The 24290-nt window shown below is 70.9% G+C and carries 27 protein-coding genes; 17 read left to right on the top strand and 10 right to left on the bottom strand.

What is annotated here, in order from left to right:
• Positions 1–3: 3 nt before the first annotated feature.
• Positions 4–819, bottom strand: a complete 816-nt coding sequence (locus E1264_RS02240) for a phosphodiesterase (RefSeq protein WP_132169019.1) — start codon at positions 817–819, stop codon at positions 4–6.
• A 253-nt stretch (positions 820–1072) separates the two neighbouring features.
• Positions 1073–1630, bottom strand: coding sequence for a hypothetical protein (locus tag E1264_RS02235; protein WP_132169017.1), 558 nt, complete (start codon positions 1628–1630; stop codon positions 1073–1075).
• Positions 1631–1897: 267 nt separating this feature from the next.
• On the opposite strand from E1264_RS02235, the gene infA reads away from it, so the two are divergent.
• The 8 genes from infA to truA all read left to right on the top strand — a co-directional run bounded on the left by infA (position 1898) and on the right by truA (position 6912).
• A complete protein-coding gene (gene infA, locus E1264_RS02230; RefSeq protein ID WP_018657567.1) occupies positions 1898–2119 on the top strand; it encodes a translation initiation factor IF-1 in 222 nt (73 codons plus the stop codon).
• Positions 2120–2185: 66 nt separating this feature from the next.
• Positions 2186–2299 (top strand): 50S ribosomal protein L36, encoded by a 114-nt coding sequence (gene rpmJ / locus E1264_RS02225; RefSeq protein ID WP_131963138.1) that lies wholly within the window; start codon positions 2186–2188, stop codon positions 2297–2299.
• 220 nt (positions 2300–2519) lie between these two features.
• Positions 2520–2900, top strand: coding sequence for a 30S ribosomal protein S13 (gene rpsM / locus E1264_RS02220; protein WP_132169014.1), 381 nt, complete (start codon positions 2520–2522; stop codon positions 2898–2900).
• A gap of 48 nt (positions 2901–2948) precedes the next feature.
• A complete protein-coding gene (gene rpsK / locus E1264_RS02215) occupies positions 2949–3350 on the top strand; it encodes a 30S ribosomal protein S11 (RefSeq protein WP_021596710.1) in 402 nt (133 codons plus the stop codon).
• Positions 3351–3370: 20 nt separating this feature from the next.
• Positions 3371–3997, top strand: a complete 627-nt coding sequence (gene rpsD, locus E1264_RS02210) for a 30S ribosomal protein S4 (protein ID WP_132169012.1) — start codon at positions 3371–3373, stop codon at positions 3995–3997.
• Between the two features lie 109 nt (positions 3998–4106).
• Positions 4107–5120, top strand: coding sequence for a DNA-directed RNA polymerase subunit alpha (locus tag E1264_RS02205; RefSeq protein WP_067889182.1), 1014 nt, complete (start codon positions 4107–4109; stop codon positions 5118–5120).
• A gap of 95 nt (positions 5121–5215) precedes the next feature.
• Positions 5216–5785: a 50S ribosomal protein L17 gene (rplQ, locus tag E1264_RS02200; RefSeq protein WP_132169010.1), complete on the top strand. Its 570-nt coding sequence runs from the start codon at positions 5216–5218 to the stop codon at positions 5783–5785.
• 218 nt (positions 5786–6003) lie between these two features.
• Positions 6004–6912 carry a tRNA pseudouridine(38-40) synthase TruA gene (truA, locus tag E1264_RS02195; protein WP_207935672.1) on the top strand — a complete coding sequence of 303 codons (909 nt, stop codon included), beginning with the start codon at positions 6004–6006 and terminating at the stop codon, positions 6910–6912.
• Positions 6913–6934: 22 nt separating this feature from the next.
• Here the strand turns inward: truA and E1264_RS02190 are convergent, their stop codons facing one another.
• The 3 genes from E1264_RS02190 to E1264_RS02180 all read right to left on the bottom strand — a co-directional run bounded on the left by E1264_RS02190 (position 6935) and on the right by E1264_RS02180 (position 10668).
• Entirely contained in the window at positions 6935–8428 is a 1494-nt protein-coding gene (locus E1264_RS02190; protein WP_132169008.1) for a hypothetical protein, read from the bottom strand.
• A 24-nt stretch (positions 8429–8452) separates the two neighbouring features.
• Entirely contained in the window at positions 8453–9379 is a 927-nt protein-coding gene (locus tag E1264_RS02185) for a hypothetical protein (protein ID WP_132169006.1), read from the bottom strand.
• Positions 9380–9639: 260 nt separating this feature from the next.
• Complete coding sequence (locus tag E1264_RS02180; RefSeq protein ID WP_243710702.1) at positions 9640–10668, bottom strand: CAP domain-containing protein; 1029 nt, start codon at positions 10666–10668, stop codon at positions 9640–9642.
• 452 nt (positions 10669–11120) lie between these two features.
• Here E1264_RS02180 and rplM point away from each other — a divergent pair, with 452 nt between their 5' ends.
• The 3 genes from rplM to glmM all read left to right on the top strand — a co-directional run bounded on the left by rplM (position 11121) and on the right by glmM (position 13868).
• Positions 11121–11573, top strand: a complete 453-nt coding sequence (gene rplM, locus E1264_RS02175) for a 50S ribosomal protein L13 (RefSeq protein ID WP_132169004.1) — start codon at positions 11121–11123, stop codon at positions 11571–11573.
• A 110-nt stretch (positions 11574–11683) separates the two neighbouring features.
• The gene (gene rpsI, locus E1264_RS02170; RefSeq protein WP_165963921.1) at positions 11684–12178 is read left to right on the top strand and encodes a 30S ribosomal protein S9; all 495 of its coding nucleotides are present in this window, start codon (positions 11684–11686) and stop codon (positions 12176–12178) included.
• Positions 12179–12524: 346 nt separating this feature from the next.
• Entirely contained in the window at positions 12525–13868 is a 1344-nt protein-coding gene (glmM, locus tag E1264_RS02165) for a phosphoglucosamine mutase (RefSeq protein ID WP_132169000.1), read from the top strand.
• On the opposite strand, the gene E1264_RS02160 is transcribed toward glmM, so the two are convergent.
• Both E1264_RS02160 and E1264_RS02155 read right to left on the bottom strand, forming a co-directional pair.
• Positions 13865–14173, bottom strand: coding sequence for a hypothetical protein (locus E1264_RS02160; RefSeq protein ID WP_132168998.1), 309 nt, complete (start codon positions 14171–14173; stop codon positions 13865–13867). The two genes, glmM and E1264_RS02160, sit on opposite strands and share 4 nt — an antisense overlap.
• 23 nt (positions 14174–14196) lie before the next feature.
• The gene (locus E1264_RS02155; RefSeq protein WP_132168996.1) at positions 14197–14880 is read right to left on the bottom strand and encodes an HNH endonuclease family protein; all 684 of its coding nucleotides are present in this window, start codon (positions 14878–14880) and stop codon (positions 14197–14199) included.
• Between the two features lie 107 nt (positions 14881–14987).
• Between E1264_RS02155 and E1264_RS02150 the strand changes: the two genes are divergently transcribed.
• From E1264_RS02150 to E1264_RS02125, 6 genes are all read left to right on the top strand, one after another.
• The gene (locus E1264_RS02150) at positions 14988–15944 is read left to right on the top strand and encodes a DUF389 domain-containing protein (RefSeq protein WP_132168994.1); all 957 of its coding nucleotides are present in this window, start codon (positions 14988–14990) and stop codon (positions 15942–15944) included.
• 87 nt (positions 15945–16031) lie between these two features.
• Positions 16032–16994, top strand: coding sequence for an ABC transporter ATP-binding protein (locus tag E1264_RS02145; protein WP_132169082.1), 963 nt, complete (start codon positions 16032–16034; stop codon positions 16992–16994).
• Positions 16991–17869: an ABC transporter permease gene (locus E1264_RS02140; protein ID WP_132168992.1), complete on the top strand. Its 879-nt coding sequence runs from the start codon at positions 16991–16993 to the stop codon at positions 17867–17869. The genes E1264_RS02145 and E1264_RS02140 overlap by 4 nt, the downstream gene beginning before the upstream one ends.
• On the top strand, positions 17866–18777 hold the full coding sequence (locus tag E1264_RS02135; protein WP_132168990.1) for an ABC transporter ATP-binding protein: 912 nt from the start codon (positions 17866–17868) through the stop codon (positions 18775–18777). The genes E1264_RS02140 and E1264_RS02135 overlap by 4 nt, the downstream gene beginning before the upstream one ends.
• Positions 18774–19490: an ABC transporter permease gene (locus E1264_RS02130; protein WP_132168988.1), complete on the top strand. Its 717-nt coding sequence runs from the start codon at positions 18774–18776 to the stop codon at positions 19488–19490. Before E1264_RS02135 ends, E1264_RS02130 begins: the two co-directional genes overlap by 4 nt.
• Before the next feature lie 91 nt (positions 19491–19581).
• Positions 19582–20958, top strand: coding sequence for an alkaline phosphatase PhoX (locus E1264_RS02125; RefSeq protein ID WP_132168986.1), 1377 nt, complete (start codon positions 19582–19584; stop codon positions 20956–20958).
• Here E1264_RS02125 and E1264_RS02120 read toward each other — a convergent pair.
• The 3 genes from E1264_RS02120 to coaA all read right to left on the bottom strand — a co-directional run bounded on the left by E1264_RS02120 (position 20955) and on the right by coaA (position 24236).
• A complete protein-coding gene (locus E1264_RS02120) occupies positions 20955–22004 on the bottom strand; it encodes a hypothetical protein (RefSeq protein WP_132168984.1) in 1050 nt (349 codons plus the stop codon). The two genes, E1264_RS02125 and E1264_RS02120, sit on opposite strands and share 4 nt — an antisense overlap.
• A complete protein-coding gene (locus E1264_RS02115) occupies positions 22004–23203 on the bottom strand; it encodes an agmatinase family protein (protein WP_132168982.1) in 1200 nt (399 codons plus the stop codon). Before E1264_RS02115 ends, E1264_RS02120 begins: the two co-directional genes overlap by 1 nt.
• 91 nt (positions 23204–23294) lie before the next feature.
• The gene (gene coaA, locus E1264_RS02110) at positions 23295–24236 is read right to left on the bottom strand and encodes a type I pantothenate kinase (RefSeq protein WP_132168979.1); all 942 of its coding nucleotides are present in this window, start codon (positions 24234–24236) and stop codon (positions 23295–23297) included.
• Between the last annotated feature and the right edge of the window lie 54 nt (positions 24237–24290).

Here is a 24290-nt window from a genome sequence, read left to right as displayed (position 1 = left end):
CGGTCACTCCACGTCCATCAGCGGGCGGTAGTTCCCGGTCGGCGCGAAATGCGTGGTCGCCGAGCCGTCGAGGCCGATGAGGTGGATGGCGAACCCGGCGGGCTCCCCGGTGACGGCCGCGCGCCCCTGCGAGGTGAGGTCGAGGAACAGCTGCCGGTAGGTGCTCGGGCACGTGGTGCTGACGGTCCCCGCCAGCGACCCGACCGACGCCCGGTGGACGTGCCCGGAGATCACCCGCACCACCTGCCGGTGCCGGGAGATCACCGACGCGAACCCGGCCGGGTCGACGAACCGCAGGTCGTCGATGAACCGCATCCCGATCGGATACGGCGGATGGTGCGTGGCGACGACGGTCGGGGTGCCGGGGGCGGCGGCGAGCGTCCCGTCGAGCCACGCGAGCCGCTCCTCGCTCATGTGCCCGTGGGCGTGGCCGTTCACGGTGGTGTCGCAGCAGACGAGCCGCACGCCGGCGACGTCCACGGCGTACTGGACGGGCGCCTGCGGGAACTTCCCCGTGCCGGTCACCTCGGGATGGTCGTCGAACACCTTCCGCAGCTCGTCGCGGTCGTCGTGGTTGCCGCACATCGGGTAGACGGCCATCGGCAGCGGTGACAGCAGCGCGCGCAGCCGGGCGTACTCGGCGTGCTCGCCGCCGTCGGCGAGGTCGCCGGTGATGACGACGGCGTCCGGGCGGGCGGGCAGCGAGAGCAGGCTCGACACGGCGGCCCGCAGCGCGCGGACCGGTCCCGAGCCGTCATCCACCTCGCCGTCCCGGCCGGCCGCCAGGTGGATATCGCTCAGCTGCGCGATGATCGCCATCGATCGTCCCCCTTGCCCAAGCACATCACGGACCTTCGGTTCAGGCACCCCCCGGAACGGCACCGGGACGATCTTCGCCCCCGCCTGCCCGCACTGTCGACTCGGGGGTGCCGCCGGCCGCCCGTCCGATTCCCGGTGCCGTCACGCAGCGGCACCCCGCCTCGACCCTGGGCAAGGGCGGACCGGACGTTCGTACACGCAGGACCGCAAACAGGGCCTGCGCGAAGCACGGCAGGCCACGCGAAATCAGGATCTACGCGACGTGCGGGATCACCAGCGAGAGGGCCGAGGTGACCTCCTCGGCGGCGGGCGCCACGTCGGGGACGACGTCGCGCAGCGCGAGCCAGCCGTTGATCGCCTGGACGGTCGGCTTGGCCTCCACGAGCTGCGGGTCGTCCAGCCCGTAGTAGGCGGCCACCTTGGACCAGCGCCACAGCCGGTGCCCGGCCGTCGACATCTCCGACGAGGGGAAGCCGGCCGCGCCGCGGGAGCCGGTGATCGCGTGCCGGACCGAGTCGAGGGACCGCCCGACCCGCTCGGCGATGTCGCGGATGGTCAGCAGCGGGTCGGCCTCGACCTGGACGACGTGCACGCCGGGCGCGCTGTCCTCGACGTGCGCGACTACCTCCATGATCGCCGCGGCGAGGGTGGTGCCGGGCCAGGAGCAGGACGCGTTGCCCGGACGGTCGGCGTGCTGGGGCTCGCTGATGATCGACACGGTGACGGCGCCGTGCGTGCGGCCGAACAGCGGGTCCAGCTCGTCCTCGTAGAGGGGACGGCTCAGGATCAGCGCGAAGTCATAGCTCGGCATGCTGATCCTCCTCGAACGTATCTCTCCTGAAAGGTACAACGCGGGCGCGATGTATGCTTGAGTCGGGAGGAGTCTCCGCGCCCGTGTCTTGTGCTGATTTCGCAATGGACGGCCGGTTGACGTACACTCCCTAGTCGGTCCGTCGCCGGCCGCTCTGATTCCCCTTCCTGACGCCTCCCGCGTCTCGGTGTGGATTGTGGATTGCGGCCGATTCTCCTCCGGGAGCCGGGCCGAGTCCAATGAGCCGATCAGTGAAGCGCGGAGGACATGCCCAAGAAAGAAGGGGCCATCGAGATCGAGGGCACCGTCATCGAGTCCCTCCCGAACGCCATGTTCCGGGTGGAGCTCGACAACGGGCACAAGGTGCTCGCCCACATCAGCGGCAAGATGCGGATGCACTACATCCGGATCCTGCCGGACGACCGCGTCGTTGTGGAGCTGAGCCCCTACGACCTCACGCGCGGTCGGATCGTCTACCGCTACAAGTGAATCCCACTGGGGTTGCCTTCCCCGTGCGTGGCGGCGCGGGGGTGACCCTGATCTCTAGGAGACCCAGTGAAGGTCAAGCCGAGCGTCAAGAAGATCTGCAAGAACTGCCGCATCATCCGGCGGCACGGCCGGGTCATGGTCATCTGCTCTGACCCGCGCCACAAGCAGCGCCAGGGCTGACACTGGCCCACCTGGGCCGGTGCCGACCGGGCGCCGCACAACAGCAAGCGCATCGCAACCTTCACACAGGCCGCCGTACGACCCGTCGAAAGATCGGTTCGTGCGGCACCACCGTGTGAGGACCACCCCCGGATCGTCGGAGGCCGGGGCCGCCACCCGGGCAGGGTGTTCGCGGAAGCGACGCGTCCATACCTCCGCGTAACGAAAGGGAACTGCCCACATGGCACGCCTCCTCGGCGTCGACCTCCCGCGCGAAAAGCGCCTGGAGGTCGCTCTCACCTACATCTTCGGCATCGGCCGGACGCGGGCGCTGGAGACCCTCGCGGGCACCGGCATCAGCGGCGACCTGCGGGTGCACCAGCTCGGCGACGACGAGATGGTGAAGCTCCGCGACTGGATCGAGGCGAACTACAAGATCGAGGGTGATCTTCGCCGCGAGGTCCAGGCGGACATTCGCCGCAAGATCGAGATCGGGTGCTACCAGGGCATCCGGCACCGCCGCGGGCTCCCCGTGCACGGTCAGCGCACGCAGACCAACGCGCGCACCCGCAAGGGCAAGAAGAAGACCGTGGCCGGCAAGAAGAAGGCCGGCAAGAAGTAGTCCGGAGTCGGTCCTCCGGATCGATGACCTCAAGAGTAGAGAGAGCAGATGCCTCCTAAAAGCCGTGTCGGCGCGAAGAAGGTGCGCCGCAAGGAAAAGAAGAACGTCGCTCACGGGCACGCCCACATCAAGAGCACGTTCAACAACACGATCGTCTCGATCACCGACCCCAACGGCAACGTGATCTCCTGGGCCTCGTCCGGGCACGTCGGCTTCAAGGGCTCCCGCAAGTCCACGCCGTTCGCCGCGCAGCAGGCCGCCGAGGCCGCCGCCCGGCGCGCGATGGAGCACGGGATGCGCAAGGTCGACGTCTTCGTGAAGGGCCCGGGCTCGGGCCGCGAGACCGCCATCCGGTCGCTGCAGGCGACCGGCCTGGAGGTGGGCTCGATCCAGGACGTCACGCCCGTTCCGCACAACGGCTGCCGCCCGCCGAAGCGTCGCCGGGTCTGAGGCAGGGGAGATCTAGAACAATGGCTCGTTACACCGGTGCGGACTGCAAGCTCTGCCGCCGCGAGAAGATGAAGCTGTTCCTCAAGGGCAGCAAGTGCGAGGGCCCCAAGTGCCCGATCGAGATCCGTCCCTACCCGCCGGGTGAGCACGGACGCGGCCGGCCGAAGGAGACCGAGTACCTGCTGCAGCTTCGCGAGAAGCAGAAGGCGCGGCGCATCTACGGCGTGCTGGAGCGGCAGTTCCACAACTACTACGTCGAGGCGAACCGCCAGCAGGGCAAGACGGGCGAGAACATGCTCACCCTCCTGGAGCGCCGTCTCGACAACGTGGTCTACCGCGCGGGCTTCGCCAAGTCCCGCGACATGGCCCGGCAGCTGATCCGCCACGGCCACATCAGGGTCAACGGCAAGAAGGTCAACATCCCGTCGGCGCTGGTGACCGAGGCCGACATCGTCGACGTGAAGCCGAAGTCGCTGGAGATGACGCCGTTCCAGGTCGCCAAGGCCGAGGTCGGCGACCGTCCCGTCCCGGCCTGGCTCGGGGTGGACGGCGACAAGATGCGGATCTTCGTGCACTCGATGCCGGTCCGCCAGCAGATCGACGCTCCCATCCAGGAGCAGCTGATCGTCGAGTACTACTCGAAGTAAGAGCTCCGTCCGCCGGGATTCCGCGGGTTCTTCTCGTGGGATCCCGGCGAATCGGGGAACAGTCACAGACGCGGTAGTCAAATAGCGGGCACCGCGGAAAGAAGGCACCATGCTCATCGCTCAGCGTCCCACTCTCACCGAAGAGCAGGTCGACGAGTACCGGTCGCGGTTCACCATCGAGCCGCTGGAGCCGGGCTTCGGCTACACGATCGGCAACTCGCTGCGTCGTACCCTGCTCTCCTCGATCCCCGGTGCGGCCGTCACCAGCATCCGCATCGAGGGCGTCCTCCACGAGTTCTCCACCGTTCCAGGGGTGAAGGAGGACGTCACCGACATCATCCTGAACCTCAAGGAGCTCGTCGTCTCCTCCGAGCACGACGAGCCCGTGGTCATGTACCTGCGCAAGCAGGGCCCGGGCGAGGTCACCGCGGCCGACATCGCGCCGCCCGCGGGCGTCGAGGTCCACAACCCCGACCTGCACATCGCCACCCTGAACAACAAGGCCAAGCTGGAGATGGAGCTGACGGTCGAGCGCGGCCGCGGCTACGTCTCCGCCGCGCAGAACAAGCAGCCGGGCCAGGAGATCGGCCGGATCCCGATCGACTCCATCTACTCGCCCGTGCTGAAGGTCACCTACAAGGTCGAGGCGACCCGCGTCGAGCAGCGCACCGACTTCGACCGCCTCATCCTGGACGTGGAGACCAAGCAGGCGATGCTGCCGCGCGACGCGGTCGCCTCCGCCGGCAAGACCCTCGTCGAGCTGTTCGGGCTGGCCCGGGAGCTCAACGTCGAGGCCGAGGGCATCGACATGGGCCCGTCCCCGACGGACGCGGCGCTCGCCGCCGACCTGGCCCTGCCGATCGAGGAGCTGAACCTCACCGTCCGCTCCTACAACTGCCTGAAGCGCGAGGGCATCCACTCGGTGGGCGAGCTCGTCGCCCGCTCCGAGCAGGACCTGCTCGACATAAGGAACTTCGGCGCCAAATCGATCGAAGAGGTCAAGCAGAAGCTCAACGACATGGGCCTGTCGCTGAAGGACTCCCCGCCCGGGTTCGACCCGAGCGCGGCGGCCGACACCTACAGCGACGACGACCAGAGCTACGCCGAGACCGAGCAGTACTAGAAACCCGATTCCGGACGGCCGGGGGCGTGTTCCCCGGCCGTACCGGAACCAGCTGACACCGGTACCTGACACGGCCGGTGCAGGAAGGAAGCACCATGCCCAAGCCCACCAAGGGCGCCCGCCTCGGCGGCAGCCCCGCGCACCAGCGCCTCATCCTCGCGAACCTGGCGACGGCGCTGTTCGAGCACGGCCGCATCACCACCACCGAGGCCAAGGCCCGCCGGGTCCGCCCGCTGGCCGAAAAGCTGATCACCAAGGCCAAGAAGGGCGACCTGCACAACCGTCGCCTGGTGGCCCGCACGATCCGCGACAAGGGCGTCGTGCACGAGCTCTTCACCGAGATCGCGCCGCGCTTCGAGGGCCGCCCCGGCGGCTACACCCGCATCACCAAGATCGGCCCCCGCAAGGGTGACAACGCGCCGATGGCCGTGATCGAGCTGGTCCAGGAGCCGATGCCGTCCGTCACGACCACCAAGGCCGCGCCCGCCACCAAGGCCGCGCCGGCGAAGGCGGCCGAGGACGAGGCACCCGCCGAGGACGAGACCGAGGCGGAGGAGACCAAGGCGGAGGAGACCAAGGCGGAGGAGACCAAGGTCGAGGAGACCAAGGTCGAGGACACCAAGGCCGAAGCCGAGTCCGACGACAACGAGGGCGACGCCAAGTAAGACGCTTGGCTAATCCATTAATGGTCTAGGCCGACATGATGGTTTGGGTCCGCCGTCCGGTACGGGACGGCGGGCCCTCTTCTTTGCCAGACTTGATCGCATGGCCATGTCTGGGGGGCGAGCATTCGCGGGGGAGCGTGTCAGGGCGGTACCCGTAGGGCGGCGAGGCTCATCGGGAGACGGGACGAGGAGTGACACAGAAGGACAGCTCAACTGACATGACCGCTTTGGTACGACTCCGGCTCGATATCTCCTATGACGGGTCGGACTTCGCGGGCTGGGCGCGGCAGCCGAACCAGCGGACCGTCCAGGGGGTCATCGAGGACGCGCTGGCCCGCATGATGCGCCTTGACCCGCCGCCCATGCTCACCGTCGCCGGCCGCACCGACGCCGGCGTCCACGCCCGGGGTCAGGTCGCGCACCTGGTGGTGCCCGTCGCCGCGTACTCGGCGATCAACGGGACGATGCCGCGCCGCCTCGCCGGGCTGCTGCCGCCCGACGTCCGGGTGTGGCGCGTGTCGATCGCGCCGGAAGGGTTCGATGCGCGGTTCTCCGCTCTGTCCCGCCGCTACGTGTACCGGGTGTGCGACAACCCCGTCGGGGTGGAGCCGTTGCGGCGCCACGACGTGCTCTGGCACCCGCGCCCGCTGAACCTGGCCCGCATGAATGATGCCGCGCGGCGGTTGCTCGGCGAGCAGGACTTTGCCGCCTACTGCCGAAGGCGGGAGGGCGCGACGACCATCCGGGAGCTGCTGCGCTACGAGTGGACCCGCGACGACCGCGACCCGCACCTGGCGCTCGCGACCGTGGAGGCGGACGCGTTCTGCCATTCGATGGTCCGCGCGCTGGTCGGCGCGCTGCTGATGGTCGGGGACGGGCGGCGCGACGTGGAATGGCCCGCCGAGGTGCTCGCGGCGCGCGTCCGTGACTCCGGTGTGAACGTGTCGCCCGCGCACGGGCTGTCGCTGGAGGAGATCCGCTACCCCCCGGACGACAGCATGGCCAAGCGCGCCCAGGAGACGCGACGCGTCCGGACGCTCAACGCCGTCGCGGCCGCCCAGGCGGCCGAGGCGGAAGCGGCGGGTTCGGAAGGCCCCGACGCGTCGCCCCAGCGGGAAACGTCCTAGCGGACAGCACAGCGGACCTGGGTCAGCCTCCGGTGCGGGCGACGATCGGGCGGAGGTCGTAGTCCAGGAACAGCTGGGCGACCTGCTTGATCGTCGGGTCGCCGGGCTTGGCCTTCTTGCCGTTCGCCCACTGCACGTAGGCGTAGGCGACGTAGCGTCCGCGGACGGTCGCGGCGGCGTACCCGCCGGCCCGGTCGAGGTCCGGGGCGTTCTTGCCGCCCATGCCGCGGAACCACTCGTACCTGGCGGGGTTCCCGGCCTTGCTGATCGCGAGCGCTGCCTCCCGCGTCGGCATCACCGCGATGCCGGAGGTGACCGCGAGCGAGCTCGCCCGGTCGATGTACGTCGCGCGGACGATCTTGCGGACGCGCTCGCGCTCCAGCGCCTTGAGCATCGCGCCCCTGGCCGCGTACGTCGCCTCGCGGTTCAGGGACCAGCGCTCGCGGGTGAAGGTCCGCCCGCCGAGCGTGATGACCTCGGTGGGGAACACGTCGCGGAACGCCAGGTCCTTGGTGTCGCTCTTCTCGTCGGTGATGTCCACGGGCGTGGACGGGACGGCGGGGCCGGACGGGGTCGCCGCCGGTGTCGACTGCTTAGCGGCGGGCGACTCGACCGCCTGGCCGCCCTTCCCCTCGTCGCCGGAGCCCGGTCCGCCGACGACGAACAGGGCGGCCGTGGCGGCGAGGACCGCGGCCGCGCCCCCGCCGATCAGCAGCGGCCTGCGCTTGCCGCCGCCGCCTCCGCGGCGCCGCGCGGGGGCTCCGGGCGGGGGCGGAGTGTCGATCGGTGCGCCGCCCTCGGCGTGGTAGACCGGCGTGATCACCTGGGCCTGCTCGGTGGTCGCCGCGGCCTCCCCGGCGATGCCGGTGTGCGGGAACGGTCCGCTGCCGGTGGGCGGCTCGACGCCGGGCGGGAGGATCGCGTCCGGCACGAGGACCGGCGCGAGCGACGCCGACGACGCGTTCTCCGCCTGCATGGCCTTCTCGAACGCGGGATCCGGCTCGGGCGGGGCGGTGAGGGTTTCCTGGGCCTTGGCGGGCTTCTGGTCTACGGGAGCGTCCACAGCGGTCTCCTCCGGTGCGGCGCCGTCCGTGCGGACGGGCGGGAAGCCGTCGGGATCGGTGTCGCCGCCGGCGGGCGGACGCTTCACGATCGGCTCGGCGGGCACGGCACGCCGGGAGTCGACGCTGGGGACGCCGACTCCGGCGACGAGCGTCCCGGGCGGGACGTCGGTGGTCTCGGACCCGGCCGGACGTTCCTCGGCGGAGTCGTCAGCGGAGACGTCCGTGGAGTCGTCGGCGGCCGGGGTGTCTTCGGGAGCTTTCTCGGGAGCGTCCTCGGCTTCGGCGGCCCACCAGGGCGCCTCCAGGCCGAACGCGGGCGGCCTGAGGGAGGGGTGCGGCGCCTCCGCGGCGGGGGCGTCCGCGTCGCCGAAGCTGGGCGGCACCGAACCGGCGGGGACGTCGGACGTCCCCGCCTGCTCGGCGGTCTCCCGGGTGTCTCTAGGTCCAGACATAGGCAGAGAGGGTATTCAAACAGGTCACTTTTGGAGGGGTTTGCCTTCGGTTTCTCTGTAGTGCAGGGCGAGAGCCAGGTTGCTGCCCTTCACCATCTGCGTACCGAAGACGCGGACGGCGGCATGGTACTTACTCGCGATCTTCTTGCCGTCCGGCCGCTGCACCCACGTCATCACCAGGTAGTGGCCGCGCGCCTCGGAGGTGCCGAGCGCCTCGCCCTTGCCGTTGTTCTTGGAGACGCCCTTGCCGGGCAGGGCCAGCAGGAAGGCGTCCTTGTCGGCGGCGGCCTTGACGGCCAGCTCGGCAGCGGCCTGGGTCTCGAGGTTGAACACGCCGACGGTGCCGATGAGCGAGCCGGTGCTGAGCGCGTACGTGGCCCGCAGGCCCTGGGTACAGCCGCCTTTCTTGAGGGCCTTGTCCAGCTTGTCGCCGCCGGCGATCCCGGTGCAGTTCTTCGTCGCGGCCGCGGCCGTCCTGATGTACCGGTACTTGCCGACCTTGAACTTCCCGTTGCCGAAGACCTCCTTGAGGGTCAGCGGGTTCGGGTCGGTCGTGCGGCTCTGCAGCTTCACCGGCGCGAGGACGGGCTGCGGCGGGGTCGGCGTGGCCTGCGGCCGCTTGGACTCGGCGGCCTTGGGCGACGCCGGCTCGGAGTCGTCCTTCAGCGCCGACGACAGCGCGACACCGCCGCCGATGAGGAGGAGCCCGGCGGCCACCGCGCCGCCGATGACGAGCGGCATCCCGCGGCGCCGCTCGGGCGGTTCCGGCGGGAAGGGCCGGTCCGGAGAGAAGGTCTGGTCCGGAGAGAAGGACTGGTCTGGGGAGAAGGACTGGTCTGGGGAGAAGGACTGGTCTGGCGGGAGGTCTGAAGAGAAGGACGGGTCTGGCGGGAAGGAGGGAGGCGCGTTCCCGAAGGACTCGCTGCCGTACGACTCGTTGCCGTAAGGCATCGCACCTGGCCCCTCGTCGCGCGGTGCGAAGGGGGCTTCGTCGTTGTCGTGGCCGTACGGCGGCGCTTCGGCTCCGGGTCCGTACGGCGCGTGCGGCGGCTGATACTGAGGGGGCCAGCCGCCGGGCTTGCCTTGATCGCCCGGATAACCCATGGCTTGGACCTTACCGTTCCTCGTTCAGGGCTCTGGACCTTCGAGACACCCACCATGACATGGGGTCGAACCGGACGCCGGACGTTTCGCGAAGGTCACGGCCGGGTTCATTTCCAGCCGAAGTCCTGTGTCCACAGTGGGCCGCCGGGCCCGGACGCCTTCCCGACGCCGATGGCGCGCAGGTCGCAGTTCAGGATGTTGGCGCGGTGCCCCGGGCTGTCCATCCATCCCCTCATCACGGCCGCGGCGGTCGAGTAGCCCTTCGCGATGTTCTCCGCTCCGGGGCTGGGGTAGCCGGCGTCCTCCATCCGCTTCCACGGGCTGTCGCCGTTGCGCGAGGTGTGGTCGAAGTAGCCGTTGGCGGCCATGTCGGCGGAGTGCTTGCGAGCCGCGGTGACGAGCCGCTGGTCGACGTGCAGCGGCCGGCAGCCGGCCTTGGCGCGTTCGGCGTTGGTGAGCGACACCACGGCCGCCTCCGCGTCTGCGGACCCCGCCGAACCGCCGGGCACGCGGGCGCCGCCGCCCGGCGTCCTGCTCCTCTCGGACGGCGTGCCGGGCTCGGACGGCTTGTCCGGCGTGCCTCCGCCGGGCGCGCGCATCGTCTTCAGCGGCGGTGCCGGCACGCCCGCGTTGGGTGCGGGGGCGCCGGCCGTGGGCTTCTTGCCGCCCGCGGTGCCCGTCCCGGGCTCGGACCCGGTCGACGGGCCGCTCTGCGGCCCGGGCTCGACGATGTCGGGCGGGCGCGACTCGGGCCCGGACGCGGTGGTCCGCTCCGAGCGCAGCTCCGGCAGCAGCAGCCGGTCGATCGCGACGCCGATGCCGAGGGCCATGCTGGACGCGGTGACGGCCACGACGATGCCGGTGACGCTCTTGCGCCTGCCACCACCGTCCTTGCCGTGTGGCGGGCGTCCGGCGCCCTGGGAGTGCCGGCCACCGGGTGGCGGGCTCGTGCGGGACGCGCCGCGCCGGGGGCGGCCACTGGCGACGAGCTCGTCGCCATAGGGATTGGTGCGGCGGGGGGCGGCGGCAGGCGACGCGGCGCCGGGGCGCCCGTTGTACCCGGGCTGGCGGCGTCCGGCGGGATCACCTGGTCTGCGGGGAGTGGACAGCGGGGGCTCCCGGGTGCGGGCCGGCACAAGCCGGCGTGGACCGGTCGCCCGGCACAATATCCCGCTATTCACCCCCTGTTACCAAGATAGACCAAAAAAGATCAATACTAGTACGGAGAGTGATCTGACCGCCGCTGACTGTTCCCATTTGAACCGACGGAGCGGGCGACGGAACGGCCGCGAGGCCCCGAGGGCGCGGGCCGTTTTGACCCCTGGCCAAGGGGCCGAGTATTCTGCCTGTTTGTTGTGTGCGTCGTGCCCGCCGTCGGCGGGCTGGAGACGACGCGACCTGTCGGTGTGCCCCAAGAGTGTTCACGTCAGGCGACGTGGGCGCCGGTCCGGGCCCCGGCATCCCGGAGCGCCAGGTCGGACGATCCTCTGATCGGCGCGAGCAGGATTTCCGCTGACGGCGCTCGCCCGTGAGGGCGGGCGAGGATCGAAACCGCCTGTAAGTCGACGAGAAACGAAGGCCTACGACCGTGCGCACGTACACCCCTAAGCCCGCTGACGTCCAGCGTCAGTGGTACGTCATCGACGCGACCGATGTCGTGCTGGGCCGTCTCGCCAGTCAGGTCGCGCAGCTGCTACGGGGTAAGCACAAGCCGATCTACGCACCGCACCTCGACACCGGTGACTTCGTCGTCATCGTGAACGCCGAGAAGGTGGCGCTGTCCGGCAACAAGCTGGAGCAGAAGCGCGCCTACCGGCACTCCGGTTACCCGGGCGGCCTCCGCTCGGTGACCTACGCCGACCTGCTGGAGAAGCACCCCGAGCGGGCCGTCGAGAAGGCGATCAAGGGCATGCTGCCCAAGAACTCCCTCGGCCGGAAGATGTTCGGCAAGGTGAAGGTCTACGCCGGGCCGGACCACCCGCACCAGGCGCAGAAGCCGGTCCCGTTCGAGATCACCCAGATCAGCCAGATCAAGAAGTGACACCCGCGCACGCCACACCGCGTGCGCACCAGGAAACAGTGGCCGCCGGGGCACCCGTGAGACGGGCCAGCCGCCCTGGCTAGAACACCCCAAGGAGAACCGTGGACGAGATCACCGAGCCGGCCGTCGAGGCCGAGTCGTACGAGGACGCGCCGTCCGAGTACAGCACCGAGACCCCCGAGGCCGCGGGCGAGAGCTTGCTCGGCAAGCCCGTCGCGACCGGCCCCGCCGCCGGCACCGGCCGCCGCAAGCAGGCCATTGCGCGAGTCCGCATCGTCCCCGGCAGCGGCCAGTGGAAGATCAACGGCCGCACCCTGGACCAGTACTTCCCGAACAAGGTCCACCAGCAGATCGTGAACGAGCCGTTCGTGCTGCTGGGCCTGGAGGGCCAGTTCGACGTCCTCGCGCGCGTGAACGGCGGCGGCACCACCGGCCAGGCCGGCGCGCTGCGCCTCGGCATCTCCCGCGCGCTGCAGTTCGGCAACATCGAGCACCGCCCGGCCCTGAAGAAGGCCGGCTTCCTCACCCGCGACGCCCGGGTGCCGGAGCGCAAGAAGGCCGGCCTCAAGAAGGCCCGCAAGGCCCCCCAGTACAGCAAGCGGTAATTCCCAGGGGGGCGACCCTCTGGAACCCCCGTCGCGACGCAGGCGATCCTCACGCCGCTGTTGGGGTCTGTTGTGCCTGTGCGGGTGTGTGTGGCGTCGCTGCGGTCGCCTGCGTCGGCGGGCCGTGCGACCTCCGGCGCGGGGCGCCTCCGGCCGCACGACCCGTGCCGCCGGTCGAGGTCTGTCCAAGGCCCGGTCGGGGTGTCCAGACCTCGTCGTGGACGGTCTACGCCGGTTGTTGGGGGTTCGCAGGGGCGGTGGCCACTAGATTTGACCGCGCGGAGCGGGCCGGGGCGTGAGTCCCAGCTCGTCCGCGCGGTCTTTCTTCTTTATCGGGAGTGAAACTGTGGGTCGTCTCTTTGGGACTGATGGCGTGCGTGGGCTCGCCAACCGCGATCTGACCGCTCCGCTCGTGATGGATCTGTCCGTCGCGGCGGCGCGGGTGCTGGGCGAGCAGGGTGCGTTCAAGGGGCACCGGCCGCTGGCGGTGGTCGGGCGCGATCCGCGGGCGTCCGGCGAGTTCCTGGAGGCGGCCGTGGTGGCGGGGCTCGCGAGTTCCGGGGTGGACGTGCTGCGCCTCGGTGTCCTGCCGACGCCCGCGGTGGCGCATCTGACGCACCAACTGGACGCCGACCTCGGCGTGATGCTGTCGGCGTCGCACAACCCGGCTCCCGACAACGGGATCAAGTTCTTCGACCGCAGCGGCCACAAGCTCCCCGACGAGCTCGAAGACCGCATCGAGGCGCGGCTCGGCGAGGTGTGGGACCCGCCGACCGGCGCGGGTGTCGGGCGCGTCCGGGAGGCGCACGGTGCGGTCGAGCAGTACGTGGCGCATCTGCTGTCGACCGTCCCGGTGTCGCTGGACGGCCTGCGCGTCGTGGTCGACTGCGCGAACGGGGCGTCCAGCGATGTGGCGCCCGAGGCGCTGCGCCGCGCGGGCGCCGAGGTGATCACGATCGGCACGGCGCCGGACGGGCTGAACATCAACTCCGGCTGCGGTTCCACGCATCTGGAGGCGCTGCAGAAGGCCGTCCGGGAGCACGGCGCGGACGCGGGCATCGCGAACGACGGCGACGCCGACCGCTGCCTCGCGGTGACCGCGTCCGGCGAGATCGTGGACGGCGACCAGATCATGGCGATCCTGGCGCTGGACCTGCGGGAGGCGGGCGCGCTCGCCGCCGACACCGTCGTCGCGACCGTGATGTCGAACCTCGGGTTCAAGCTCGCGATGCGCGAGGCCGGGATCGCCGTGGTGGAGACGGCGGTCGGCGACCGGTACGTGCTGGAGGCGATGAAGGAGGGCGGGTTCGGGTTCGGCGGCGAGCAGTCCGGTCACGTGATCATGCTGGATCACGCGACGACGGGCGACGGCGTCCTGACGGGCCTGCACCTGCTCGCCGCGATGGTGCGCCGCGGCCAGCCCCTGGACGAGCTGACGAAGGTGATGACGCGGCTGCCGCAGGTGCTCATCAACGTCAAGGACGTCGACAAGAGCCGCGCGAAGACCTCGCCCGAGCTGGCGGCGGCCGTCGCCGCCGCCGAGGCCGAGCTGGGTGAGACCGGACGCGTCCTGATCCGGCCGAGCGGCACCGAGCCGATGGTCCGCGTCATGGTCGAGGCGGCGTCGGAGTCTCGGGCGCAGTCGGTCGCCGAGCACCTGGCCGGAGTGGTGAAGACCGCGCTCGCCTAGGACTCGTCGATCTCCAGGCGCCCCACCTTGAGGTGCTTGATCTCCACGGTCCCGGCTTCGAGGTGGTCGATCAGGGCGCGCTTGACGACGAGCTTCCCGATCGCGACGGCGCCGATCGCCAGCGCGCCGACCGCCATCGAGCCCAGCGCGAGCGCCCCGAAGGCGTTGCCGGGGCGCAGCGTGAGGCCCGTCAGGGACGCGCCGGTCACCTCGGCGCCCGTCGCACGCGCGCCCACCCCGCGTTCGGTCCGGACACGGGGCCGCTCGTTCCGCTCGTCGCGCTCGTCCTGGGATTCGCTGCTCATGTGACGAGCATAGGAGTGCCGGGCTAGCACCTTCCCAGGAAGGTCTGGAGCGCGTCGTGGTCGGCGCGGGTGACGGGGAGTTCGTACTTCTTCGCGACGGCGATGTACCTGACGCCGTAGGTGCACTGGAACGCCTTCTGCGGCTTCCATTCGCCGGGGCCGGAGTCGCTCTTCTGCCGGTTGGGGACGCCCCACACGGCCAGCAGGTTGGCGTGGTCGTTGGCGAACCGCTCGCGCCGGTCCTCGGTCCAGCGGGACGCGCCCATCCGCCAGGCGAGCGCGAGCGGGTAGAGGTGGTCGATCTGCACCTCTGCCGCGTCCTGTTTGGAGAAGGTGATCTCCTTGCCGCTGTAGGGGTCGCGGAGACGTCCGGCCAGGACGACGCACCGCCCCCGTTTCTCGACCGCCGTCAGGTCGCGGGCGAGGACGTCGTTGCGCTGGTCGCAGCCGTTGCGGTCGATGTCCTTCCAGCGCGTGCCGAACCTGTCGCGCTCGTAGCCGCCGCCGTCCGTTTCGGAGGCGATCCGCAGGCCGGACAGGTCACGGCGGGCCCGTGCCTCGTCACCGGAGCCGGGCCTGGTGCCGGGTCCGCCGCTCGTGGTCGGGGGGCTGGGCTCTGAGACACCGAGCTCGGCGTCGCAGGCCGCCAGCGGGGCGGTGAGCGCCAGGCATGCCAGGGCCGCGCGTCCGGCCGCCCGCCGCGTCATGACCTCACCGTCCTGGTTTTTCCTTGTTTTTACCCATTAGGACGATCACAGCGTACGGTGTGGCGTCCGGGGCACGCCCGTCCGCGGTTTGCGGCAACATGTGCCGGGTGCTGCATCTCAGAGCCATCGTCCCGGCGGACCGGACCGACGCGGTCTGCGAGGCGCTGGCGGAGTGTCCCGGGGCCACCAACGTCGTCGTCCTCGCGGGCGCCGCGCGGTCTCCGCGCGGCGACCTGGTGACCAGCGACATCGCCCGCGAGTCCGCCAACGAGGTCCTGGACGCGCTGCGCGCCCTCGGCGTCGACCGCGACGGATCCATCGCCCTCGACAAGGTCGACCTGACACTCTCCGACAATGCTGAGGAGGCGATGGAACGTGCCCCCGGCCACGGCGACGACGCCGTCGTCTGGGAGGAGCTCGACCGGCAGGTCAGCGAGGGGACGGCGCTCACCTGGTCGTTCGTCGCGTTCCTCGCGCTCGCCACGCAGCTGGCCGGGATCGCGGCGCTGATCGACTCGCCGATCCTGGTGGTCGGCGCGATGGTGCTCGGGCCGGAGTTCGCCGCCGTCGCGGCGATCTGCTACGGGATCATGCGGCTCCAGCCGTGGCGGATCGTGGACGCGGTGCGGGCGCTGGCCGTCGGGTTCGCCGCCGCGATCGTGATCACCTATGTCTGCGCGCTGGTCAGCCGGTGGATCGGCGTGATCGAGCTGGACCGGCTGCCCGACGAGCGCCCGCTCACCGCGTTCATCTACAGCCCGGATCGCTGGTCGTTCATCGTCGCGCTGCTCGCCGGGGCCGCGGGCGTGCTGTCGCTCACCGCGGGCAAGTCGTCGGCGCTGGTCGGGGTGTTCATCTCCGTCACGACGGTGCCCGCCGCCGGGAACCTCGCGGTCGCGATGGCGCTGCGGCACGGCAGCGAGATCACCGGGTCGCTGCTGCAGCTCGGCGTCAACTTCGCCGGGATGATCATCGCGGGGACGCTGACGCTGCTGGTCCAGCGGGTGCTGTGGGCGGCCGTCCTGCGCGGCCAGGACAGAAGGGCAGCCCGCGGGCGAACTTAGGTCGATCCGGAGTTTGGCCGAAAGGCTGACGCAGATCGCTCTTTAGGCTGACGTGACGCCCCTCGCCGAGCCACTAGGTTCGTGACCATGCCGATAATCGCCACCCAGGGCCTGACGATGAGGTTCCCCCGGGTGACCGCCCTGGACGACCTCTCCATGGCCGTCGAGCCGGGTGTCGTCGGGCTGGTCGGCGCCAACGGCGCCGGCAAGTCGACGCTCATCAAGATCCTGCTCGGGCTGCTGCCCCCGACCTCCGGGACCGCGTCCGTGCTGGGCCTCGACATCGCCCGCGACGGGCTGCGGATCCGCGAGAGCGTCGGGTTCATGCCCGAGTACGAGTGCCTCCCGCCCGACGTGTCCGCGACGGAGTTCGTCGTCCACATGGCCAGGATGTGCGGGCTGCCGCCGACCGCGGCCCGCGAACGCGCCGCCGACACGCTCCGGCACGTCGGCCTGTACGAGGAGCGCTACCGCCCCATCGGCGGCTACTCCACCGGGATGCGCCAGCGGGTGAAGCTCGCGCAGGCCCTCGTCCACGACCCGAAGCTCGTCTTCCTGGACGAGCCCACCAACGGCCTCGACCCGGCCGGGCGCGACGAGATGCTCGACCTCATCCGCCGGATCGGCGCCGAGTTCGGGATCAGCGTCCTCGTCACGTCCCACCTGCTCGGCGAGCTGGAGCGGGTCTGCGACCACGTGGTCATCATCGACGGCGGGAAGCTGCTGCGCTCCCAGGCCGTCGAGGCGTACACGGCCGCGAGCGGCGTCCTCACCGTCGAGGTGGACGAGGGCCGCGACCGGCTCGGGCAGCACCTGCACGAGCGGGGCGTCACCGTCCATCCGGAGGGCCGGTTCCTCGTCGTCGACATCGCCGGCGAGACGACCTACGACCTGATCCGCGACGGTGTCGCCGACCTCGGGCTGCGCCTGATCCGGATGGAGCAGCGCCGCCACCACATCGAGGAGGTCTTCCAGACCGGGCCCGAGCCGCCGGGGCCGCCGGGCGTGCCGCCGGCCGCGGGGAGCGTGCCGCAGGAGGTGTCCGGATGAGCACGAGCACGATCCACGACATCGGGTACCGGCACTACGAGGGGCGCCGCAACGGCCGCTCCTACGTGCTGCGGTCCCTGTACGTCCACAACCTGCGCGCCGCGTTCGGCCTCGGCCGCCCCGCCCGCGCGAAGATCATGCCGTTCATCCTCGGCGCGCTCATGCTGCTGCCGGCCGCCGGGTCGGTCGCGGCGTTCGCGTTCACCAACGAGGAGGACGCGCTCATCCCGTACTCCGAGTACGCGGACCTGATGCAGGTCATCGTGGCGATCTTCCTGGCCACGCAGGCGCCGGTGCTGGCCTCGCGGGAGGTGCGCTTCCACGTCATCCCGCTGTACTTCTCCCGCCCGGTCGGCCATCTCGACTTCGTCGTGGCCAAGGCCGGGGCGATGGCGACCGCGCTGTTCGCGCTGCTGGCGGTGCCGGTCACCGTCCTGTACGTCGGCGGGCTGGTCACCAAGGCGCCCGACTCGGGGGAGCAGCTGCTGCGCTACCTCGGCGCGCTGGTCGGCTGCGTGCTGTACGCGCTGGTCCTCGCCGCCATCGGGATGGTGGTCGCGGCGTTCACTCCGCGGCGCGGCTTCGGCGTCGCCGCGGTCATCGCCGCGTACATGGTCCCGACCGCCGTCGCGGGCGCCGTCCAGGGCATCGCGGAGGCGGAGACGAACTTCACCCTCCAGGGCTGGATGGGGCTGCTGGCGCCGTTCAACCTGGTCGACATCGTCGAGGTCCGGCTGCTCGGCGCCGAGTCGGCGTCGCCCGGGATCGCGCCCGGCATCGCCGGAGGCGTGGTCGCGCTGGCGGTGTGCGCCGCGCTCGTCCTGGGCTCGATCGCGATTCTCTACCGCCGGTTCCGGAAAGCGGGCCTCTCATGAGTGAGCTGATCCTCGACAAGGTGTCGCGCTGGTACGGCAACGTCGTCGCCGTCAACGGCGTGTCGATGAAGGTCGGGCCGGGCGTGACCGGGCTCCTCGGGCCGAACGGCGCCGGGAAGTCGACGCTCATCCACATGATGGGCGGGTTCCTCCAGGCGTCGTCCGGGTCCGTCACCCTGGACGGGACGCCCCTGTGGCGGAACCCCGACGTCTACCGCCATCTCGGCCTCGTCCCGGAGCGGGAGTCGGCGTACGACTTCCTCACCGGCGAGCAGTTCATCGTCGCGATGGCGAAGCTCCACAAGCTGCCCGACCCGGCCGCCGCCGCGCGCCGCGCCATCGGCCTCGTCGAGATGGAGTACGCCGCCGCCCGGCAGATCGGCAACTACTCCAAGGGCATGAAGCAGCGCATCAAGATGGCGTCCGCGCTGGTGCACGACCCGCCCGTCCTGCTGCTGGACGAGCCGTTCAACGGCATGGACCCGCGGCAGCGGCTCCAGCTGATGGACCTCATCCGCCGGATGGCCGACGAGGGCCGCACGATCCTGTTCTCGTCGCACATCCTGGAGGAGGTCGAGCGGCTCGCGACCCATATCGAGGTGATCGTCGCGGGGCGGCATGCCGCGTCCGGCGACTTCCGCAAGATCCGGCGGCTGATGACCGACCGGCCGCACATCTTCCTCGTCCGCTCGTCCGACGACCGGCGGCTCGCCGCCGCGCTCATCGCGGACGGTTCGGCCCGCAGCGTCCAGCTCACCGAGAAGGGCCTGCAGATCGAGGCCGTCGACTTCCAGCGCTTCACCTGGCTGCTGCCGCAGGTCTCGCGGGACGCCGACGTGCGGCTCTGGGAGGTCTCCCCGGCGGACGAGTCCCTGGAAAGCGTCTTCTCCTACCTGGTGGCCCGATGAACTCCACGATCGCGATGATCACGTTCCGGTCGATGCTCGGCCGCAAGCGTGCGCTGCTCCTGCTGGGACTGCCGCTGATCCTGCTCGTCCTGGCGGCCATCCTCCGCGCGACCGGCAACAACGACCTGGACGTCTCCTCCGGCGTCCTGCAGCAGTTCGGCCTCGCGACCCTGCTGCCGCTGCTCGCGCTGATCGCCGGCACCGGCGTGATCGGGCCGGAGATCGACGACGGCCAGATCATGTACGTGCTGACCAAGCCGATCCCGCGGGAGGTGATCGTGCTGACCAAGCTGGCCGTCGCGATCATCCTGGTGACGGTGTTCGCGGTCGTGCCGACGCTGCTCGCGGGGCTGGTGCTGATCGGCATGACCGCGGAGGTGACGCTCGCGTTCACGATCGGCGTCCTGGTCGGCGGCGTCGCCTACAGCGCGGTGTTCGTCGCGCTGGGTGTCGCCAGCCGCAACGCCGCCACGATCGGGCTGCTGTACGCGCTGGTGTGGGAGTCGCTGCTCGGCAGCTTCGCGCCGGGCGCCAAGTCGGCGTCCATCCAGCAGTGGTCCCTGTCGGTCACCGACGCGCTCACCGGCGCGTCGCCGGTCGAGTCGACGGTCAACCTGGGGGTGGCGATCTCGCTGCTGGCGGCGGTCACGGTCGTGGCGACGTTCCTGGCGGCGTTCAACCTCCGCACCCTCACGGTCGCCAGCGCCGACTGACGGCGCGCGCTCCGCCCCTGCGGCCCCGCTCCGGCCCGGGCGTGTTACAACGGGCTGGAGGGGTTGGATCGTCCAGCAGGGAGGTGCGCCCATGGCAGTCTCGCGCCGCCGGCTCCTGGCCGGGACGGGCGCACTGGGGGCGGGGATCGCCTTCAGCGGCGCCGTCGAGCAGCTGTTCGCGGGGGGCGCGGACGCCGAGCCGATCGGCGGCCGCGACGGGTACGGGCCCCTGGTGCCCGACCCGAAGGGCGTGCTGGACCTGCCGAGCGGCTTCGAGTACCGCGTCCTGTCCCGGGAGGGGGAGCCGCTGCGGTCGGGGGAGGGCCCGGTGCCGAGCCACGCCGACGGCATGTCGACGTTCCCCGGGTCCGGCGGCGGGACGTGGCTGGTCCGCAACCACGAGAACCGGCGGGACGCCGAGCACCGGGTCCCGCCGGTCGAGGGCCTCACCTACGATCCCGAGGGCCTCGGCGGCTGCACGGCGCTGGAGGTCGATGGCGCCGGGCGGGTGCGCACCGAACGCGTCGCCATCGCCGGGACGGCGGTGAACTGCGCGGGCGGCCCCACACCGTGGCACACCTGGCTGACCTGCGAGGAGACCGAGGACAGGGCGGGCACCGACGGCTACACCAAGGACCACGGGTTCGTCTTCGAGGTCGACCCGTACCGGCCGGACCGGACCGTTCCGGAGCCGCTGGCCGCGATGGGGCGCTTCCAGCACGAGGCGGTCGCCGTCGATCCCCGCGACGGCGCCGTGTACGAGACCGAGGACGCGTTCGACAAGCCGTTCGGGCTGTTCTACCGGTTCCTGCCGGTGAAGCCGAAGGGCGGCGCCGGGAGCCTGCGGGCCGGGGGACGGCTTGAGGCGCTGCGCGTCCCCGGCGTTCCCGACCTGTCGGTCGTGCAGAAGCCCGGCACGGTGTTCGACCGTGTCGAGTGGGTGGCGGTGCCCGATCCGCTCGCCCGGGAGACGCCCATCCGTTTCCAGGACTTCGGGACGGGCGGCATCACGCACGCGCAGAAGCTGGAGGGCTGCTACTGGGGCGGCGACCGCGTCTATTTCGTTTCGAGCTACGCCCGCACGAAGGAGGGGTCGGGCGCCGACCATTTCGGGCAGGTGTGGTCGTACGAGCCGTCCCGCCGCCGCCTCGCCCTGGTGATCGTGTTCGGCCCGGACACCGACGTGGAGGCGCCGGGCGATTCGCCCGACAACATCTGCCTCGCCCCGCAGGGCGGCCTGATGGTCTGCGAGGACGGCGGCGGCGCCCAGCACGTCTACGGCGTGACCCGGCGGCGCAGGGTGTATCCGTTGGCGCGGAACAGGCAGAACATCGGCACGGACGGCAAGCCCGAATGGGGCGAGTTCGCAGGCGTCACGTTCGCCCGGGACCGTCGCACGACGATGTTCGTCAACGTCTACGAGCCCGGCACGACCTTCGCGATCACCGGCCCCTGGGACCGCCGTTAGTGAAGTAGCTGGACCAGCTCTCCCGCGACGATGCCGTAGAACGGGTTGGTGAACGCGGTGACGGTCAGCGCGACGCCGTCCGGGAGGTCCTCGACGTCGCCGACGTTCTCGGGCAGCACCACGAACGCGCCGACGACGATGAGGAACCCGGCGACGGACTCCAGCGGCACCCAGCGGCCCACCCGCTCCACGAGGCCCGCCCCGGCGAGCACCGCCATCACCGCGGCGAAGATCACCATGGACGCGACGGGCATCGCCGTCTCGGCCGTCGGCGAGGGGGTCGGGTCGAGCGGCGGGCCGCCGAACAGGGCGCTCGCCAGGCTCGCCGCCCCGTTGACCAGGAACGCGCCGTTCAGGTCGGGTTCCGTGCCGGGCGCCAGCTCGCCGTTGACGGTCTCGTACGACACGACCGTGCCGAGGCGCAGCGCGAACAGCGACAGCGCGCCGATGAGCACCGGACGCGCGATCATGTCCCGCCACCGGACCGGGATCAGGCTCGGGCGTTCCGCGTCCGGCGCCTCCTCGTCCGGCTCCTCGCCGAACCGGGCGCCGAGGAAGTGCGCGGCGAGGGATCCGCTGGCGATGGACGCGACGACCGTGACGGTCAGGTCCTCGGTGAGCAGGAACGCCGCCACCCCGAACACCGTGGACATCCCGCCCGCCACCCTGCGGTCGCGGATGTAGCCGAACCCGACCGAGGCCAGCAGGACGCCGACGCCCGCGACCGCGCCCGCCACCACGCCCGGGTCGAACAGGCCGATCAGCGGCTCGTACAGGCCGGTGGCGCCGAGCACGACCGTGGGCACGGACGCCAGCAGCACGATGTAGAAGATCTGCGGGCGCTCCTTCGCCGCCTGCGTCGCGACCGCGACGGACTCGGCGGTGAAGTTCATCGGGGTGACGACCCGGGTCAGGGCGCCGAGCACGGCCGCGATCGCGAAGCCGATCGCGGCGGCCCGGCCCCGGTAGCCGTGCCGGACGGCGTACAGCCCCTCGCCGATCCCGTCGGCGCACATCCCGAGTGCCGCGACGACGGCACCGAGCATCAGCCGTCGCGGCCCTGCGCCGCGGCCCGCCGCTCCTCGATCTCGCGGGCGCGGGCGGTCTGCGGTGTGCCGCCGCGGTCCCGGCCGAGCCTGCCCGCCGCCACCGACGACGCCAGCACCTCGCAGATCAGCCGCACGCCGAGCAGGCTCGTCACGTCCGACTGGTCATAGGGCGGCGAGACCTCGACGATCTCCATGCCGAGCAGCCCCTCGGCGGCGAACCGGCGGACGAGCTTCAGCACCTCGCGCGGGTAGAGCCCGCCGGGCTCCGGCCATCCCGTGCCGGGCGCGAACCCCGGGTCGACGGCGTCGATGTCGAACGACAGGTACACGCCTTCGGCGCCGCCGCTCCAGGCGACCTCCAGCGCGAGGTCGGCGGTCTTCTCCACGCCGAGCCGCTCGACGTCCTCCGCGGTCATCACCAGCGAGCCGCCCTCGCGCGCGGGCGCGACGCCGGGCCGCGGGACCTGCCACCCGCCGATCCCGATCTGCACGAGGTTGCCCAGGTCGAAGTGGTGCTCGTGCGCGGCCCAGTACCAGGGCGTGGTGTGCATGCGCTCGTCGAGGTCGCGCTTCTGGGTGTCGAGGTGCCGGTCGAAGTGGATGACGCCGATCTTCTTGCCGAAGGCGTTCATCACGCCCCTGGCGGTCGGGAACCCGATCGAGTGGTCGCCGCCGAGCACCACCGGGAACGTCCCGTGCGCCACCAGGTGCTCCAGGCCCTTGGTGATCTGGTCGAACGCCTTCTCGATGTTGGCGGGGGTGATGAAGATGTCGCCGACGTCCACCATGTCGAGCTGCTCGCGCAGGTCGATGCCCTTCTCGAAGTAGTACGGCGAGTACAGCGAGGAGATCCGCCGCATCCCCTCGGGGCCGAACCGCGGTCCGGGACGGTAGGTGGTGCCGGTGTCGAGCGGCGCGCCGACCACGGCGACCTCGTGCTCGCCGACCTTGGTGACGTCCTCCAGGAACGGCGCCTTCAGGAACGTGTTGATGCCGGAGAAGTGCGGCAGCTCGCCGCGCTGGAAGGTGGACGCCAGCGCCTTGTCCTCGATGGAGTCCGCCGGTGGCAGGCCGAGCCGGTGCGTGCGGCGCAGCTCCTCCTGGAACCGGTCGTCGGTGAGCTCAGCCTCCAGGTGCTTGGCCTTCTCACCCTCCAGGCTCGCCCGTGGATCCTCGTCTTCGCCTCGCCCTCCCATGCCGCCCCTTCCGACTCCGCGTGATCACCCGTACGCAGGCGGTGCTTCCCGGTGGGCGCGCGGCTAGCGCAAAGCCGGGGTAGCGCTTCGGTCAGATGCGGCGCAGGCGGACGCGCTGGACGGCGTGCTCGCGGTCCTTGTGCAGGACGAGCGTGGCGCGGGCGCGGGTCGGGAGGATGTTGGAGACGAGGTTGATCTCGTTGACGTCCCGCCAGACGCGCTGGGCGAACGCGGCGGTCTCGTCCTCGTCCAGCTCCTTGGCGTACTTGTGGAAGTAGGAGCGCGGGTCGGTGAACGCGGTGCGGCGCAGCGCGAACAGCCGGTCGATGTACCACTGCCGGATGTCCTCGACGCGGGCATCAACATAGATGGAGAAATCGAAGAAATCGGACACGCCGAGCGTGCCGGGCGGCGGGGCCTGCAGCACGTTCAGCCCCTCGACGATCAGGATGTCGGGCCGCCGGACGGTCTGCACCGCGTCCGGGACGATGTCGTACTCCAGGTGCGAGTACACCGGGATCGACGCCTCGTCCGCGCCCGACTTGATCGACGAGACGAACCGGACGAGGGCGCGCCGGTCGTAGGACTCGGGGAACCCCTTGCGGTCCATGATCCCGCGCTCGGTCAGGACGGCGTTGGAGTGCAGGAAGCTGTCGGTGGTGACCAGCTCCACGGTCGGGTGCTCGGGCCAGCGGGCGAGGAGCGTGCGCAGCAGCCGGGACGTCGTGGACTTGCCGACGGCGACGCTGCCCGCGACGCCGATGATGAACGGGGTGGGCTGCACCTCGCCGCCGAGGAAGCCGCTGACGGTGTCGCGGAGCCGCCCGTCCGAAAGGAAGAACAGGTTCAGTAACCGCGACAGCGGCAGGTACACCTCCTCGACCTCGGTGATGTCGATCGGGTCCTTGAGGCCGCGCAACGCGTCCAGCTCGCCGGGCGTGAGGGGCAGCGGCGTGTTCTCGCGCAGGCCCCGCCAAGCGTCCCGGGAAAGTTCCACGTAGGGGCTAGGCACGCTGTCCCATCCGGTCGTCATGGCTGAACAGTAACGGGGTGGCTGAGCGGGTCACGGCGTTTTCACCGGTCGTCC

Source organism: Actinomadura sp. KC216, from assembly GCF_004348535.1.
Lineage (GTDB): Bacteria > Actinomycetota > Actinomycetes > Streptosporangiales > Streptosporangiaceae > Spirillospora.
This window is presented reverse-complemented; position numbering and strand designations above follow the sequence as displayed.

Coding starts and splice junctions, on each gene's coding strand:
- E1264_RS02205 (WP_067889182.1), top strand. CDS start 4,107: ATGCTCATCGCTCAGCGTCCCACTCTCACCGAAGAGCAGGTCGACGAG.
- coaA (WP_132168979.1), bottom strand. CDS start 24,236: ATGACGACCGGATGGGACAGCGTGCCTAGCCCCTACGTGGAACTTTCC.
- E1264_RS02140 (WP_132168992.1), top strand. CDS start 16,991: ATGAGCACGAGCACGATCCACGACATCGGGTACCGGCACTACGAGGGG.
- E1264_RS02120 (WP_132168984.1), bottom strand. CDS start 22,004: ATGCTCGGTGCCGTCGTCGCGGCACTCGGGATGTGCGCCGACGGGATC.
- rpsD (WP_132169012.1), top strand. CDS start 3,371: ATGGCTCGTTACACCGGTGCGGACTGCAAGCTCTGCCGCCGCGAGAAG.
- E1264_RS02190 (WP_132169008.1), bottom strand. CDS start 8,428: ATGTCTGGACCTAGAGACACCCGGGAGACCGCCGAGCAGGCGGGGACG.
- E1264_RS02130 (WP_132168988.1), top strand. CDS start 18,774: ATGAACTCCACGATCGCGATGATCACGTTCCGGTCGATGCTCGGCCGC.
- rplQ (WP_132169010.1), top strand. CDS start 5,216: ATGCCCAAGCCCACCAAGGGCGCCCGCCTCGGCGGCAGCCCCGCGCAC.
- rpsM (WP_132169014.1), top strand. CDS start 2,520: ATGGCACGCCTCCTCGGCGTCGACCTCCCGCGCGAAAAGCGCCTGGAG.
- truA (WP_207935672.1), top strand. CDS start 6,004: ATGACCGCTTTGGTACGACTCCGGCTCGATATCTCCTATGACGGGTCG.
- E1264_RS02185 (WP_132169006.1), bottom strand. CDS start 9,379: ATGCCTTACGGCAACGAGTCGTACGGCAGCGAGTCCTTCGGGAACGCG.
- infA (WP_018657567.1), top strand. CDS start 1,898: ATGCCCAAGAAAGAAGGGGCCATCGAGATCGAGGGCACCGTCATCGAG.
- E1264_RS02155 (WP_132168996.1), bottom strand. CDS start 14,880: ATGACGCGGCGGGCGGCCGGACGCGCGGCCCTGGCATGCCTGGCGCTC.
- E1264_RS02115 (WP_132168982.1), bottom strand. CDS start 23,203: ATGGGAGGGCGAGGCGAAGACGAGGATCCACGGGCGAGCCTGGAGGGT.
- E1264_RS02145 (WP_132169082.1), top strand. CDS start 16,032: ATGCCGATAATCGCCACCCAGGGCCTGACGATGAGGTTCCCCCGGGTG.
- E1264_RS02235 (WP_132169017.1), bottom strand. CDS start 1,630: ATGCCGAGCTATGACTTCGCGCTGATCCTGAGCCGTCCCCTCTACGAG.
- rpsK (WP_021596710.1), top strand. CDS start 2,949: ATGCCTCCTAAAAGCCGTGTCGGCGCGAAGAAGGTGCGCCGCAAGGAA.
- E1264_RS02135 (WP_132168990.1), top strand. CDS start 17,866: ATGAGTGAGCTGATCCTCGACAAGGTGTCGCGCTGGTACGGCAACGTC.
- E1264_RS02240 (WP_132169019.1), bottom strand. CDS start 819: ATGGCGATCATCGCGCAGCTGAGCGATATCCACCTGGCGGCCGGCCGG.
- E1264_RS02125 (WP_132168986.1), top strand. CDS start 19,582: ATGGCAGTCTCGCGCCGCCGGCTCCTGGCCGGGACGGGCGCACTGGGG.
- E1264_RS02160 (WP_132168998.1), bottom strand. CDS start 14,173: ATGAGCAGCGAATCCCAGGACGAGCGCGACGAGCGGAACGAGCGGCCC.